The following is a 14,873-nucleotide window of genomic DNA, read 5'->3' on the forward strand; positions in this document are numbered from 1 at the left end:
CTTACTCTTAAAAATTAGTTCGTTACCCCTAAATCTATTTCCTTATTTAGTATTCAGCCTAATTATTAAACAAAATACTGCAATCAACGTGCTACCCTTTGCACTCTTCTACGCTTTTCGTCGCACAACATTGTTTTTATTTAAAGGCGGCAACAATGAAGATAATGTTATTGGCTGGTTCGGTTTATTGGCAGCCTTATTTGGCTATTTTTTAGGGATTTTTGGCATCTTTTTGCCAGCCCTTTACTGTATTAGTGCATCCCTTGCTGGAATAGGCGCCGCATGTTTTCCTAGCGTTCAAAAACAGATCGCTATTCAAAGCGACTATCATCCAAGCAAGAACGATCTTTTTGCTTATTTTGGCGCAATTTTAATTTTGCTAGCAACAGTTGTCTTTGTTGAACCACATCTGCCAGCGATTTCATTTATCGCAATGCTCATTTATACGCTAATTGCTATACTTGGCTTTAAATATTCTCCATTCAGAGCACATTCACGTGAAATTGTATTGCAATGGCAAAATATCTGGTTAACTCTTGGCTTGCTACTGACTACTCTCTTAATCCGAGAAGGTTGGAATTCGGGAAAAGACATCTTTTCTATTTTTGGTATTATCGTTTCAGCGGTAGTCGTTATTAGCTATCTGATCAAATTAGCTTTCAGCCAAAAACATGGTAAATTGTCTCGTGCAATGCAGTACCGACTAACAATCGCAGGCCTCTGCCAAGACTTTACTACTATTTTTTCAGCCGTTTATATTTCTGTTTTATTTGGTGCATCAAATTACTACTGGCTGTTTGTTATTATCTTAATCGCCAGTTTTATCAAGCGACCATTATTAAAAACGTTGCGTGAATATTTACCATTCGATGACTTCACCATTCAAAGTTGGGGTATTGTTCTGGGCTTGGTTATTACGCTTTTTAGGCCAACATACTTTGCAGGGATTTTTTTGATTCGAATTTTCTACAGTCTACAAAATACTGACACCTTGGATCTTATCCGTGATCATGTTGACACAAATATTTATATGGTCAACTATCGTTTTCGCACTGCTGGGGGCTTCTTAACTCAATTAATTCTGTGGGGCGGCTTACTTTTTTTCAATGGGCCGCACATCTTTGAGCGAATCTTTAACTACCATATTAATAAAAGCGTTATGAATTCTAGTCAGCCCTTCTTTTTAACTCACTTGATCTTGGTGCTATTCATAGTAAACTTTACAATTTATACTTTGAAACTTAACAAAGGGAATAAAAATGAATGAAAAACCTATTTGGAAAAAGAATCTACTAGTCTTATCTATTGCGGTTTTTATCGCTGGTATCGCCTTCTCTGAAGTAATGCCATTTTTGCCATTATATATTGATACACTAGGCAATTTTACCCATAAGCAGTTAAACTTCTGGTCTGGATTTATCTATTCCGGCACTTATTTTGTATCGGCAATAATTTCTCCTTGGTGGGGAAAACTAGCAGACAAAAAAGGTAGAAAGCCGATGACATTACGAGCTTCGCTGGGAATGGCTATCGTCCTTGGCTGTATGGGGCTAGCTACCAACGTTTATCAATTATTCATCTTAAGAATGTTACAAGGTGTTTTTGCAGGCTTTGTTTCTAATTCCAATGCTCTAGTTGCAACTGAAACACCCAAAGAAAAATCAGGTCAAGCCCTTGGGACAATGGCCTCTAGCTTTACTGCTGGCAATTTGCTTGGACCATTTATCGGTGGCGCACTGGCTTCTATTTTCTCCTATCGTGTCACATTCTTTATCACAGGAGGATTATTACTAATTGCATTTTTCTTATCACTTTTCTTTGTTCATGAAACAGACTTTAAACCAGTCACTGAAAAGAAACTTGATAAAGCCAGTGGCGTTATTAAGGAATTACGCTCACCACAATTAATTTTCGGCTTGCTTTTAACTACCTTGATTATTCAGGCGGCTAATAATTCGATTAATCCCATTGTGTCGCTGTATGTTAAGCAACTGATGGCTAGCCATGGCAATGTAGTATTTATTTCCGGGATAATAGCTGCTTTGCCTGGGATTGCTACTTTCCTTGCCGCATCTCGCTTTGGCGCATTAGGAGACAGAATTGGGACACACAAAATCATTATTGCCGGATTCATCGGTGCGACTATTCTTTTCCTTTTAACTGCTTTCGTGCAAAATACAGTCGAACTTGGAATTCTACGCTTTCTGGTTGGCTTTACTGATGCTTGTTTATTCCCGCAAGTGCAAACCTTGCTTACCAAAAATACGCCAGCAAAAATTACAGGTCGAATCTTTTCTTGGAATCAGTCAGCCATGTATGTCGGTAATATCTTTGGGCCGCTACTAGGTTCAACTATCTCTGGATTAACTAATTACAGTACTGTTTTCATCTTCACAGCAGGTATCGTAATCTTCAATCTAATTTTATTTAGAATAAATGTAATTCGTAATTTAAAATAAAATAAGCGTTTGAGACTTTTCCTCAAACGCTATTTTTATTCCGCTACTTTTTTAGCTTCATGATGGTTATAAACAAAATTTACAATATATCCACAAATTATTAACAATAGAGAAACTATCATAATTTCTCTGATTCCAGTATGAAAAATAGTTCGCATTGTTGGCATTAACGCCTTAGGCAAACTTTTTGCGGATTCCGCGTCACTTAATTTATTCATCATGGTCATTGTAATATTATGGTGACCAGCAATTCCACGTGCCAAAGCTAGATTCATGATCACACCATAGACTGCAGCCATCACAGTCTGAGCCAGGATTCTAATCAAAAAGCTAAGTGACGTAGCCGGCGCCATATCCTTTTCGCCAGCATCAATCTGCACTTTTATCTGAAGAATAACAAAGATTGATCCTACGCCTAAACCAGATAAAGCCGCAATTGACATTAAAACCTGATATGGCGTGCTAATCGGTACAACGATCAATCCGATTACCGTTATCGCAATCAATGAAAGATCAAAAATTAATAGATGATAGTTATTAAAATGTCTGAGTAAATGTGGTGTACTCTGCGAACCAGCTATATCAAAAATTGAATTAGGAATTAAAGTCATCCCACCGATTAAAGCAGATGTTCCTAAAATTGCCTGTGACCACATTGGCAAATAAGTGTTAACCGCAATGTAGGCGCCCCAAGCAAAGGCAAAAAGAATAAAGTCGCCTACTAATGCCTTATTGGTAAAAACAGAAAGTGGCACGATCGGACTTTCCGCCTTCTTTTCAACCAAAATAAACCAGACTAGCATAGCAATTCCAATAATTATAAAAAGCGCTACTAAAAGATTGCTTGCTAAACCCAACATCTGAATTCCGATTAAAAAGCAAGTTAAACCGCCAATTAAAGTAAATGCACCTAATCGATCAAAAACTGTATTAACATTCGGCTTACGAATACCACGATAAAAAATAAAACTTAGAATAATTGAAACTAATCCAAGTGGCACATTAATATAAAAGACCCAGTGCCAAGATAAGGCATCAACAATCCAGCCACCAACTAATGGTCCAGCAATACATGCAGCAGAAAAACTAGCAGCAATATAGCTCAAAATTACAGTTCTTCTTTTAATATTAGGATAAATATAACCTACAATTACGTAAGGAAGAGAACCCATGCCACCAGCTCCTACTCCCATGAGGACTCGCGAGACGAGGAAAAAGTAAATATCTGGTGCAACACCTTCCAAAACTGAGCCTAAAATAAAAAGAGCTAATGATAATTCAAAGGCAAACTTGTTGCCCATTCTTTCGCCAATCTTACTCCAAATTGGCACTGAAACTGACATTCCAAGTAAAAAGCAAGCAACGATCCACCCCATATATTGAATCCCGTGAAGATCAGATACAATAGCAGGAATCGCTGTGTTAATGATGGTTGCATCTAACCCCGCCATAATGTTTGCTAGCAGCAAAGACAATGTAACCATTGATATTTGCTTTTTAGTCATTCAATTCTCCCCTTCCTATTTCAAAAAACTATTGTGTTACTCATAGTATGCAAGATTTAGCTGTCAAAATAAAGATCAATATTTTTTACGAAATCTTGACAATTCACCTTTTTCCTAGTTAAATATAAAGAAAATAATAGTGATGACCTTTAAAGTTAGTCCCGTGAGGCTAAGAAGGAAGTCTGCAGTAGTCAGTATTATTTTTGTACTGGCAAAAACAGAAAGACCATCTTGAGCCCAGCGCTCTTGGTGGTCTTTTTCTTATTGGTCATCCAGAAAGGAAAATATATGGCAAAAGAAATAATCGATGCTTTAGGCATGAAACGTGCCTTGATGCGAATGACCTATGAAATTGTCGAACACAACAAAGGGACTGAAAACCTTGTGTTAGTGGGAATTAAAACCCGTGGCTGGTATTTAGCTGAACGTATTGCCAAGAATTTAAAGAAACTGGAAGACGCTGAAGTTCCGGTTGGGGCAATTGATATTTCACAATATCGTGATGATTTACCAGAAGCCGAAAAGGAAAAAATGATTCATGAGCAACAACTAGATTTTGAGATCACTAATAAGAATGTCATTTTAGTTGATGATGTGCTTTTCACTGGTCGGACAATTAGAGCCGCCCTTGATGCACTAATGGATCAAGGCCGTCCTGCAAAAATTAATTTGGCTGTTCTAGTAGATCGTGGTCACCGCGAATTACCAGTTCGTCCTGATTTTATCGGTAAAAATATTCCTACCGCAATGAATGAAAAAGTCCAAGTCTCAATGGCCGAAGTCGATGAGAAAGACAGTATTGAAATCGTTAAATAGGAGTTTTAAATGAATAAAAAAGAAAAGTACAGAAACCCTGAGGCTGTCTTAGACGTTTATGAAAAGCCTGGATTTGGCCAAGGTGTGCTCTTGTCATTGCAACACATGTTCGCCATGTTTGGCTCTACCGTTTTAGTACCAATTTTAATCGGGATCAACCCAAGTATTGCCCTACTTTCATCAGGAATTGGTACCTTGGTCCACATGCTGCTAACTCACTTCAAAATTCCAACATACCTGGGTTCGAGTTTTGCCTACGTTGCTACAATGCAAGCCTTAATGAAGGCAGACGGCTACCCAGCAGTTGCCCAAGGTGCGATTGCTTCTGGTTTAGTTTATGTCATCGTTGCCATTATCATTAGTAAGGTCGGCTCCGGCTGGGTAAACAAGGTATTGCCACCAATCGTCGTTGGGCCAATCATCATCGTCATTGGTTTATCACTTGCTACTACCGCTGCTAACGATGCCATGATGAATAATTCTAAGTACGATTTAACTTACTTCGGCGTAGCTATCTTTACTTTAGTTATGACCCTAGTCTTTCAAATGTGCTTCAAAGGCTTTACCAGCCTAGTTTCAATCATGCTAGGAATTGTCTGCGGCTATATTCTAGCTTGCTGTTTAGGAATTGTCGATTTCTCTGGCGTTGAAAAAGCAGCTTGGTTCTCACTACCAGCCCTTGATGTTCCTGGGATCAGCTACCACTTCAAGTGGTATCCAGCAGCTATTTTAGCAATGGCGCCAATTGCCTTTGTAACGATGACTGAACACATGGGACACATCATGGTACTTAATTCATTAACTAAACGTGACTTCTTCAAGAATCCTGGTTTACACAGAACCATGATGGGTGATGGTCTTTCCACAATTATCGCCGGTTTCATCGGTGGTCCTCCTACTACCTCATATGGTGAAAACATTGGTGTGCTTGCCATGACTAAGGTGTATTCAGTTTGGGTATTAGCCGGTGCTGCAGTTTCAGCAATTATCTTCAGTTTCGTCGGTAAGCTTGCCGCCTTGATTGAATCAATTCCAATGCCAGTTATCGGTGGGATTTCTTTCCTACTTTTCGGAACCATTGCTTCTAACGGGTTAAAGATTTTAGTTGATGATCAGATCGATTTTGGTGAAAAACGTAACATGTTGATTGCTTCTGTCATCTTGGTTATCGGGATCGGTGGAGCTTACTTACAACTGGGCAATTTCCAACTTACCTCAGTTGCCCTTTCTACGATTATCGGGATGCTTTTAAACTGGATCTTGCCTAAGAAGGCAGCCAGTGAAAAGGTCCAAGAAGAAAAAATTAAAAAAGAAAAACAAGAAGGTAAAATTTATCAATAAATAGTCATTAAGAAAGCCCGTTAGTTATCAAGTTGATAGCTAGCAGGCTTTTGCTTTCACTTTGCGCGCAATTTTTTGAAAGTTCGTTGAAAGTTCGCGGAACTTACAAAAAGGATCAACCCACATGGATTGATCCTTCTTAATTATTTGTCTTCAAACAAGGTTGGCTTTTCACCATCAAGCGTAACACGCGGAACTTCAGTATTATTTGACTCAACTTGATCCTTTTCGGCTAGTTCCGCCTTCATTAACTCACTTTTGGTATCACTAGTAGTATTGCCTAAAAGCAAGGTTTTATCTTGTGGCGTATTCACTACTACCTGTTTTTCCTTGATTTTTTTATAAACAATTGCCGCTGCTGCACCAATCGCACCAGTAACGCCAATAATTGTGCCAATTAATCCTATCTTTTTCATAAAGATCACCTCGTATTTTAAATCGCCTTCTTGCTTTTAATTATATCTAATAACGAGGCTGGACACATTTTTAATGCCTACTAGCGAAAATTTTCCGCAATTTCAGGATCCATTTCATCTTCTAAGATACTATGACCTTGATCCAATGTCTTAATCAAGGACATATCTTCATCAGCTAATTCAAAGTCAAAGGCGTCAAAATTCTCTGCCAATCTATTCTTGTGGGCAGACTTAGGAATTACGACATAGTTTCTTTGCAAAAACCACCGCAACATTATTTGAGCTGTAGTCTTACGATATTTTTGTGCAATTTCTTGTAAAACTAGATTAGTGAAAATTTGATTTGAACCTTCTGCAAATGGAGCCCATGCTTCAGGCTGCACGCCTTTTTTCCATATATTGTTGCGACTTCCATTCTTGGTTCCAGACATTCGTCTCAATCTGGTTCACCGCCGGCTTCACCTCAGTCAACTACCCTAGACTGAAGTCTAGGGCTTAGTGGCTCGTTAGCTTGCGCTAACCAAAACACCAACTTGCTTAGATACGGATTTGACTTACCAGCAATAATCTTTTAACTATTGCCGATAGAGGTCGTCTAATTACCAAAGCCTTTTAAGTCCGCGAGTTGCTAGCGGACTGCAGTCTCCAATAAGGCTGCTTTTTTTATTTTAGGATTTTGCCAATTGCTTAATCCTTTTTCTAAGATGTTCACTGCCGCATTCCAATCACGAATATGGTGCGTTCGACAGATTGGACAAGTCCATTCTCGATCCTTAAGGGTTAATTTCTTATAACCGTTTTGGCCCATAATACTGCCACATTGATGGCATCTTTGGGTGGTGTACTTAGGATCAATTGTTAGAAATTCTTTGCCATATAGATCTGCCTTATAAGCCAGCATGTTCAGGAAACTACGCCAGCCAACATCTGAAATTGATTGCGACAAGGCATGATTCTTTAACAGGTTTCTGCTTCTTAATTCCTCGGCAACTACTAAATCGTGGTTTTTGATTAGTGCAGTTGAGAGTACTTGCAAAAAGGCGTTACGCTGTCTTCTGATCTTGTCGTGCAGTTTAGCTACAACTAAACGCTGCTTTTGATAGTTTTTTGCTAGCCGCAAATTGCGTCCTTCTTTTTTAGCCCGGCGCTGCCTGCGAGACAAGACGCGTTGAGCATGGGCAAGCTTCTTTTGGGTTTTGCGATAAAATCGTGGATTGGCAACTATTGATCCATTTGACTCCGTTAAGAAATTATCAAGGTTAAGGTCAATGCCAATTTGACTCTGCGTCTTAGGCAAGTCTTTAACAAAGGCAATATCGCTGCCTAACTGCATAGACAGGTAGAATTGGTTATCAGCGGTTTTTTTAATCGTGACTGTGCCAATTCTAGTTGGGATATGGTCAAGCCAGCGCTCTTTAATCAGTTTTCTAAAGCCAGCAATGCGGACAATTCCCAGTTTAGGCAATTTAATATGTTTAGCATCAATAAATCTAGCTGTCCCGTTATCAAGAAAAGCCTCTGGCTGCTTAGGATATTGACAGTTGGTTTGGTATGACCAGTCGCTGCGTTTTTTATGGAAAGTTGGGATTCCATGCCCAATCTTGCGATAGTTTTTCCAAGCTTTCTGGTAGTTCTGAATAGCGTTTGCAATAGCGAGACTATCAATTTCTTTAACACGCAAAAAGCTGTAAGCATCGCGGATATTCTTAGGCTTAGCCAATAATTCATTATTGATGACTACTGTTTCTGCCAGTTGGGCTTCATAGCTATTAAGAGCAGAAAAAGCAAAGGGCATTGTTTGATATTGTCTAACAGCTAAGTAGTGCTTAGCATGATAATTGCTTCGATTGCGTCCTACATAAGAGTTGTAGACAAAGCGTTGAGCATCATAGTTTAGTTTAATGATCTTCTTTTGCTTAGAACTAGGATAAAAGCGTAGTTTGATGCCAAAATGATAGGCTAAGCTGCTCATTCTTTTCATGATTTCACCTCCTTCTGTAGATTAGATATTTATATTTCACAGGAAAAGCGAACATATGTCTCTATTTTTCAAAATAAAACAAGCTGACTGCTAGGTCAGCTTGGCCCTATCCATCCCCGCATTAAAATACAGGGATTTCTGGGCATTTTTCATTAAAAGTAATTAAATCAGCCAACCGCTCATTCCAAAAACTACTTATGCCAATTGCCCGAATACGTCCTTCTTTATACAAGCGCTCCAAAGCCCGCCAAGTGCCGTAGTAATCATTATATGGTTTATGAATCAGGTATAGATCAAGATAATCTAAATGCAGCTTTTTCAATGAATCATCAAAAGCTTGCAAAGTTTGATCATAGCCATAATTATCAACCCAAATCTTTGAAGTAGCAAAAATATCTTTTCGCGGAACATTGCTGTGCATAAGTGCATCCCCAACAGCCTGTTCATTGCCATAGATTTGTGCAGTATCCACAAGACGATAACCTATTTCTAAGCCGTTTTCCACAACTTGTTGTGCTTGTGCTAAATCATCAATTTGATAAACACCAAAACCCAAGCGTGGCATTTTGACACCATTATTTAAAATTACATAGTCCTTCATAATTTTTCTCGTTTTCTAGTTAGTTTTTGTATTTTAATTTTATTTTAACATATCAGGCTGAAAGTTTGCTTTATAGTGTGAAACAGTTGCTTGCTTTTCTTAAAATTGTGTACTCATATATCAAAAAAGCCTAGTCAGCATCCCCTATAATGGAACGCCAAATAGGCTTATTTCTATTTTTCAACTTTTGCTTGATAAAAGCCAAAACTCATCTGCCGCAATGTTCTGGTAAAGCTATCAATATCCAGCTTTTTCCCAGTAGTCAAAGCTTCAAATTCGCCATCTGGATCTTTTAACTTTTGATCCGTTCTATGGAAGCCATTCCGCTCATAGAACTTCAAGCGACTAACACGCTGCTTGTAATTCTTGGCTTTCTTGGTTACTGGCTCAATATCAATCACGATTTGCTTATCAGGGAAGCGATCTTCCAGCATCGTTAAAATCTTAGAACCATAACCTTGACCACGCAACTTTTCATTAATAGCCAAATAGGTTAGATAAACCGTATTGTCGTTTTCGGCATAATAAGTAATGCCGCAGAACTGGTCATTATTATAAATTGCGTGGAATTTAACATTTCGGTGAAGTGACATTGCTAATAAAGAAAACATGGAGAAACGCTCCCACGCTGGGAAAGCCTTCATGTATAATTGCTTAGCGTCACGATATGCTTTTGTGCCCCATCGGGCGGGTTTAGAATCTAAAATAGTATCCTTCTTTTCTAATTAAAATCACTATCAATTGAATAACTACATTATACAAGAAAAACTGCCGCCTGAGGCGACAGTTTCTTTCTTTTTATAAAATTATCTACATTAACTTATACTTCTTCATCAATTCTTCAATGTACGTGCCCTTAACCTTCTTGAGTATCCCTTTAATTACTAACTTTTCAGCCACTGGCAAGTCAAGATCAGCCAACTTCTTTTGATCGTTTAAGTAATACATGGCATTCATCAACATTCTCACATCAAAGGCTGAAGCAAAGACTTCTGGTACGCCACGATCAATATCAAGCAAAGTGTAGACGGCTTCCATCGCTGTCCGTACTGAATACTCAGTCGTAAAGACAGTGTCTCTTGGTGTTTCGGCGAAGTTACCGATAAAGGCTAAATTCTTCGAATGATCTGGAACAACCTTTGGCCGGTCGCCTAAAGCTCTTGGCATGAAGTAAGAAGTAATATATGGCATATGAACTGGAATTGTCGTTGCCGCAGCAGCCATCTCTGGAATTCTTTCTTCAGGCACACCCATGTGGTAGAGCCACTCTTCACACATTTCAAGCCCATTACAGTCAGGCATCGTCTTTTCCACATAATTACCCTTGGTATCAGAGAATAAACCATATAACCAAACAATTAATTCATTTGACTTTTGGGCTTTAAAGTGTGGCTGACGACTGATTGAATAACCTAAAAGCCAGTTAGAATCCTTAATTGTCGTTGGTCCACTAGTTACAATTGAGCCACTGTGTGGATCCTTCTTATTGACAGCCTCAATAAATGGCACCACATCATCGTTTTTGAAAGTAATAGTTGCTGACATTCGCCAGTTAGCCTTTGGAATATCCTTGCAGAAGACTTCAGGATGACCAAAATCTTCATCTTGGGCAGCCAAGTTCTTCCATAATTGCCAACTTGCACCTAATTCATGCTCTGCTGGAGCTGGATGCAATTGATCACCATAGGTGGTGCTTTCAGTAATTGAACCGTTAGTGACAAAGACCAAGTCATTTGGTGTTAAATCAATTGTCTTCTTTTCGCCATCTTCAGTTAAAATAATTTGTTTAGCAATCTTTTTACCGTCAGAACGGTTAACAAAAATATTGTCAACCACCGTATTGTAGTGGAAAATTACGCCATGATCTTGCAAATATTTTACCAATGGCAAAATCAATGATTCATATTGGTTATACTTAGTAAAACGCAATGATGAAAGATTCTTCAAGGTTGCCACGTGCTGTACAAAGCGCATCAAGTAGCGACGCATTTCCATTGCACTAGCCCATGGTTCAAAAGCAAACATAGTTGACCAATATAGCCAGAAGTTTGATTGGAAGAATTCTTTGGTGAAGACTTCATTAATTTTCTTATTTTGCAGATCCTTTTCTGGAGTTAAACAAAGATCGACAATTTCTTTCACTGCCTTTGGCGTTAATAAAAGTTGCCCATCAGTTGGCAAAGCTTGACCACGGTTTACAATTACTCTAGTTTTAGCATAACTTGGATCTTTTCTGTTTAGACGATAGAAGGAATCCAAAATAGATTCACCTTCATGATCAGGTGAAGGAATTGATCTGAATAAATCCCATAAACATTCAAAGTGCGGCTCCATTTCACGACCGCCGCGAATGATGTAGCTCTCTTTTTCTTTACTATAGATCCCATCCATTGAACCACCAGGTAAGCCTAGTTCTTCAAAAATGTGAATCTTCTCGCCCTTCATTTGACCATCACGAATTAAGAAGACAGCAGTAGCTAAAGCTGCCAAGCCACTACCAACAATATAAGCAGATTTTTGATCAACGTCTTTAGGTTTATCAGCCTTAACAAAGGCTTCATAATTGCCGTTACTATAATGCATAATTGACACTTCTTTCAATAATCGTTACACTTGTAACTATTTACAGCTATAATATAATGTAAGCGATATCAATTGTCAAATGATTCACACTTGGAGGAATGCTTTTATGAATATGAAAAGTTTGCACACGCAGCAGCAAATTGAAGATGCCTTGTTTGATTTATTACAAAAAAAGCCTTATCCAGAGATCTCCATTGCAGAGATCACCCGTAAAGCTAACGTTTCTCGGACTTCTTTTTATCGCAATTATGAGCAAAAAGATGAAGTTATCGCCCAATTTTTGGCTAAACAATACCGTAAGTTCATTGCCGATATTAACCAGCATAATTTGAAAACTTTTAAAGAACAGCTTACCACTTACCTTGAATTCTTTAAAAATAATCCTGAATTAATGAAATTATTGCTTGATGCCGGCTTTGAAGGATCTTTATTGAATTTTCAAACGCACTACTTAAAGAAATTACTATCGATTTATCACCCTGACTTACAATTGCCTGATTATGCAATCGCCTATCAATCTGGCGGAATCTATATGCTACTGGTCTGGTGGGTTAAACAAAATTATCAAACTAGCATAGCCGATTTGATCGCCTATGCTGAAAAACATATTATGCTGTAGCTAAAAAGAGAGCTCACAAATCGAGCTCTCCTTTTTTATTTATTGTAGTTTCTTGCGTTTTTTACCAAAGTTAAAGTAAAAATTCATTACCAAGGCGATAATTAACAAAATCAATGAAACCAACATAATTTCCTTAATACCGCAGTGGAAAATAGTCCTCATTGTTGGCACCAAGTTTTGTGGCAGACTCTTAGCACTTTGCGCATCACTTAACTTATTCATCATTGTCATGGTAATTCCCTTGTGGGTTTGAACTCCATGAGCCAAATTCAAGTTCATAATTACGCCATACACTGCGGCCATCACAGTTTGAGCCAAAATTCTGATCAAATATGAAGTAGAAGTTGCTGTCGCCATATTTTTCAACCCAGCATCAAGTTGTACCTTCAACTGCATAGCAACGAAAATAAAGCCAACACCAATTCCAGAAAAGGCTCCAATAATAGTAATAATCTGTACTGGCGTGTGCCAATCAACAATGAACAATCCTGCCGATGAAATAATCATTGCAATTATTCCGATCAAGACTAGCTTAAAAGTCGAGATATGGTCTTGAATTGTCGCAACACTCTGTGAAGAAATAATTTCGACAATTGAATTAGGAATTAAGGTCATCCCGCCGAGTAAGGCTGACAAACCAAGCAAGGCTTGCGCCCACATTGGCATATAAGTGTTTACCGCTAAAAATGCGCCCCAAGTAAAGGCAAAGAGTAAAAAGTCACCATCTAAATCTTTATTTTTAAATAAAGAAATTGGAATAATCGGATTAGCAGCATGCCCTTCGCGAATGAAGAAAAAGACAATAAAGACCAAACTTACGATAATCAAGCTAATGATGATCCAACTAGGAGCTAAGCCAACTAATTGAACGCCCATTAAAAATAAAAGCAAACCAATTACTAATAAAACAGCACCTGGAATATCGAAAACTGGCGTTTTTTCTGGTGTAACCGGCTTGTAGTAAATCAGACAGATCAATAATGAAATTAAGCCAATTGGAATATTAATATAAAAGACCCAGTGCCATGAAAAGGCATCAATTAGCCAGCCACCAATTAGCGGCCCTAAAATTGCTGCCCCATTCCAGCTGGCAGTTAAATAGCCCAAAACTTTAGTTCTCGTTCTAATATTTTTAAATACATAACCCGCGATAATATAAGGCAAAGATCCCATACCACCGGCACCGATACCCATGATAAAGCGTGAACACAAGAAGAAAATAATATTAGGAGCCATTCCTTGTAAAGTTGAACCCAACACAAACAATAATAATGAAATTTCAAAGGCCCGCTTATTGGTAATCTTTTCGCCAATTTTAGTCCAAATCGGAATAGAAATTGACATCCCCAATAAGAAAATTGCCACAATCCAGCCCATGAACTGAATTCCATGTAAAGCTGCCACAATTGCCGGAATCGCAGTGTTAATAATGGTTCCGTCTAAGCCTGACATGACGTTGCCTAGCATTAAGGCTGCTGTTACCATCGTAATTTGTTTTTTATTCATATAACATCTTCCCAAAAGCTCTGTATCATCAACAATAATACAAGTAAATTTACTCATATTAAAATAGTAATTTTCGTTGTAAATAGCAAAAAAGTTATTCTACAACCTATTTTTACTATTTATTTTCTTATATACGCTCATTATCAAAACGCTAAAGATAAGATATATTCCTGATTCAATCAAAATCAATTGCATATCGCTTAAATTATTTAATAAAGGTAAAACTGTAAGAGAAAAATATGAATTTAAGTTATTAGTAAAATGGACTAGCATAGTTAATCCCAGATTATTTGTTACAAAATAGATCACTGCAAACAAGATACCTAAACAAAATGCACCAATACATTGCTGTAACATAGCAATTGGACTAGTATAATCTGGAATAATTACATGTGAGATCATAAATAGAAATGAAGAAAATACTATTGCAAAAAGTAAGCCATACTTCTTTTTATAATTTATTTCAGTTAGTCTCTCAAAGATTATTCCTCTAAACCATAATTCTTCAAAAATCGCTGGCCCTAAGCAAAATAAAAAATTGTCTTCTTGATTAGATGTACTTAAATCTAAATCACCTAATGTTATTCCCCATAAATTATAAATAATTAAAGCTATTACTATTAGCCAGACCAGGCCATTAATCAAATCAAATTTAAAAGCAAAAGTAATTCGACTTTTAATAATCTGACGGTTAATCCATAATAAACCCAATATTGCAATAACATATCTCAATACAATAAACAACCAACTATATTTGGCTTGAATTATCTTTTCAGAAATTAAAAACTGATCTAAAAATATCAATCCTAATGATAAAACAATAAATAGAACAAAAATAATTAGATAATTTTTGATTACTCCCTTATTTGTTTCGGCTCTTTTGACAAACATCCTTTTCTCCCCCCCAAAAAAAATTATTATTCAAATAAAAAGCGCTAGATATAATCTAACGCTTTTGAGTAAAAAAATATGGAGGATACAGGGCTCGAACCTGTGACCTCCTGCTTGTAAGGCAGATGCTCTCCCAGCTGAGCTAATCCTCCATA

12 protein-coding genes, 1 tRNA gene and 2 pseudogenes are annotated in these 14,873 nt (G+C 37.6%); 5 read left to right on the forward strand and 10 right to left on the reverse strand.

The features are described 5' to 3' along the window. The first annotated feature begins 130 nt into the window (after positions 1 to 130). On the forward strand, positions 131 to 1,267 hold the full coding sequence (locus Q0Y84_RS01870; RefSeq protein WP_297950314.1) for a hypothetical protein: 1,137 nt from the start codon (positions 131 to 133) through the stop codon (positions 1,265 to 1,267). Then, positions 1,260 to 2,459, forward strand: coding sequence for a multidrug efflux MFS transporter (locus tag Q0Y84_RS01875; RefSeq protein ID WP_297950316.1), 1,200 nt, complete (start codon positions 1,260 to 1,262; stop codon positions 2,457 to 2,459). Before Q0Y84_RS01870 ends, Q0Y84_RS01875 begins: the two co-directional genes overlap by 8 nt. 35 nt (positions 2,460 to 2,494) lie before the next feature. On the opposite strand, the gene Q0Y84_RS01880 is transcribed toward Q0Y84_RS01875, so the two are convergent. Beyond that, positions 2,495 to 3,964 carry an MFS transporter gene (locus tag Q0Y84_RS01880; RefSeq protein WP_297950318.1) on the reverse strand — a complete coding sequence of 490 codons (1,470 nt, stop codon included), beginning with the start codon at positions 3,962 to 3,964 and terminating at the stop codon, positions 2,495 to 2,497. Positions 3,965 to 4,252: 288 nt separating this feature from the next. Between Q0Y84_RS01880 and pyrR the strand changes: the two genes are divergently transcribed. Beyond that, the gene (gene pyrR / locus Q0Y84_RS01885) at positions 4,253 to 4,780 is read left to right on the forward strand and encodes a bifunctional pyr operon transcriptional regulator/uracil phosphoribosyltransferase PyrR (protein WP_297950320.1); all 528 of its coding nucleotides are present in this window, start codon (positions 4,253 to 4,255) and stop codon (positions 4,778 to 4,780) included. A 9-nt stretch (positions 4,781 to 4,789) separates the two neighbouring features. Then, positions 4,790 to 6,121: a solute carrier family 23 protein gene (locus Q0Y84_RS01890; protein WP_297950322.1), complete on the forward strand. Its 1,332-nt coding sequence runs from the start codon at positions 4,790 to 4,792 to the stop codon at positions 6,119 to 6,121. Positions 6,122 to 6,264: 143 nt separating this feature from the next. Here Q0Y84_RS01890 and Q0Y84_RS01895 read toward each other — a convergent pair whose 3' ends face one another. The 6 genes and pseudogenes from Q0Y84_RS01895 to Q0Y84_RS01920 form a co-directional block, all read right to left on the reverse strand. Beyond that, positions 6,265 to 6,537, reverse strand: a complete 273-nt coding sequence (locus Q0Y84_RS01895) for a hypothetical protein (protein ID WP_297950324.1) — start codon at positions 6,535 to 6,537, stop codon at positions 6,265 to 6,267. A gap of 80 nt (positions 6,538 to 6,617) precedes the next feature. Continuing rightward, positions 6,618 to 7,002, reverse strand: a pseudogene (locus tag Q0Y84_RS01900) (aldo/keto reductase); the annotation flags it as partial. A 163-nt stretch (positions 7,003 to 7,165) separates the two neighbouring features. Further along, positions 7,166 to 8,518, reverse strand: a complete 1,353-nt coding sequence (locus tag Q0Y84_RS01905; protein WP_297950326.1) for an RNA-guided endonuclease TnpB family protein — start codon at positions 8,516 to 8,518, stop codon at positions 7,166 to 7,168. Positions 8,519 to 8,666: 148 nt separating this feature from the next. Beyond that, a pseudogene (locus Q0Y84_RS01910) lies at positions 8,667 to 9,119 on the reverse strand (aldo/keto reductase); the annotation flags it as partial. A 173-nt stretch (positions 9,120 to 9,292) separates the two neighbouring features. After that, positions 9,293 to 9,826 (reverse strand): GNAT family N-acetyltransferase, encoded by a 534-nt coding sequence (locus Q0Y84_RS01915; protein WP_180862198.1) that lies wholly within the window; start codon positions 9,824 to 9,826, stop codon positions 9,293 to 9,295. A 103-nt stretch (positions 9,827 to 9,929) separates the two neighbouring features. Next, on the reverse strand, positions 9,930 to 11,702 hold the full coding sequence (locus tag Q0Y84_RS01920; protein WP_297950330.1) for an oleate hydratase: 1,773 nt from the start codon (positions 11,700 to 11,702) through the stop codon (positions 9,930 to 9,932). A 106-nt stretch (positions 11,703 to 11,808) separates the two neighbouring features. Here Q0Y84_RS01920 and Q0Y84_RS01925 point away from each other — a divergent pair, with 106 nt between their 5' ends. Then, positions 11,809 to 12,321, forward strand: coding sequence for a TetR/AcrR family transcriptional regulator (locus Q0Y84_RS01925; protein ID WP_297950332.1), 513 nt, complete (start codon positions 11,809 to 11,811; stop codon positions 12,319 to 12,321). Positions 12,322 to 12,360: 39 nt separating this feature from the next. On the opposite strand, the gene Q0Y84_RS01930 is transcribed toward Q0Y84_RS01925, so the two are convergent. The 3 genes from Q0Y84_RS01930 to Q0Y84_RS01940 form a co-directional block, all read right to left on the reverse strand. After that, positions 12,361 to 13,827, reverse strand: a complete 1,467-nt coding sequence (locus tag Q0Y84_RS01930) for an MFS transporter (RefSeq protein WP_297950334.1) — start codon at positions 13,825 to 13,827, stop codon at positions 12,361 to 12,363. 99 nt (positions 13,828 to 13,926) lie between these two features. After that, positions 13,927 to 14,718, reverse strand: a complete 792-nt coding sequence (locus tag Q0Y84_RS01935) for a type II CAAX endopeptidase family protein (protein WP_297950336.1) — start codon at positions 14,716 to 14,718, stop codon at positions 13,927 to 13,929. A 79-nt stretch (positions 14,719 to 14,797) separates the two neighbouring features. Beyond that, positions 14,798 to 14,870, reverse strand: a tRNA-Val gene (locus tag Q0Y84_RS01940). Between the last annotated feature and the right edge of the window lie 3 nt (positions 14,871 to 14,873).

The organism is uncultured Lactobacillus sp. (assembly GCF_947367125.1).
Taxonomy (GTDB): domain Bacteria; phylum Bacillota; class Bacilli; order Lactobacillales; family Lactobacillaceae; genus Lactobacillus.

Coding starts and splice junctions, on each gene's coding strand:
- Q0Y84_RS01875 (WP_297950316.1), top strand. CDS start 1,260: ATGAATGAAAAACCTATTTGGAAAAAGAATCTACTAGTCTTATCTATT.
- Q0Y84_RS01880 (WP_297950318.1), bottom strand. CDS start 3,964: ATGACTAAAAAGCAAATATCAATGGTTACATTGTCTTTGCTGCTAGCA.
- pyrR (WP_297950320.1), top strand. CDS start 4,253: ATGGCAAAAGAAATAATCGATGCTTTAGGCATGAAACGTGCCTTGATG.
- Q0Y84_RS01890 (WP_297950322.1), top strand. CDS start 4,790: ATGAATAAAAAAGAAAAGTACAGAAACCCTGAGGCTGTCTTAGACGTT.
- Q0Y84_RS01895 (WP_297950324.1), bottom strand. CDS start 6,537: ATGAAAAAGATAGGATTAATTGGCACAATTATTGGCGTTACTGGTGCG.
- Q0Y84_RS01905 (WP_297950326.1), bottom strand. CDS start 8,518: ATGAAAAGAATGAGCAGCTTAGCCTATCATTTTGGCATCAAACTACGC.
- Q0Y84_RS01920 (WP_297950330.1), bottom strand. CDS start 11,702: ATGCATTATAGTAACGGCAATTATGAAGCCTTTGTTAAGGCTGATAAA.
- Q0Y84_RS01925 (WP_297950332.1), top strand. CDS start 11,809: ATGAATATGAAAAGTTTGCACACGCAGCAGCAAATTGAAGATGCCTTG.
- Q0Y84_RS01930 (WP_297950334.1), bottom strand. CDS start 13,827: ATGAATAAAAAACAAATTACGATGGTAACAGCAGCCTTAATGCTAGGC.
- Q0Y84_RS01935 (WP_297950336.1), bottom strand. CDS start 14,718: ATGTTTGTCAAAAGAGCCGAAACAAATAAGGGAGTAATCAAAAATTAT.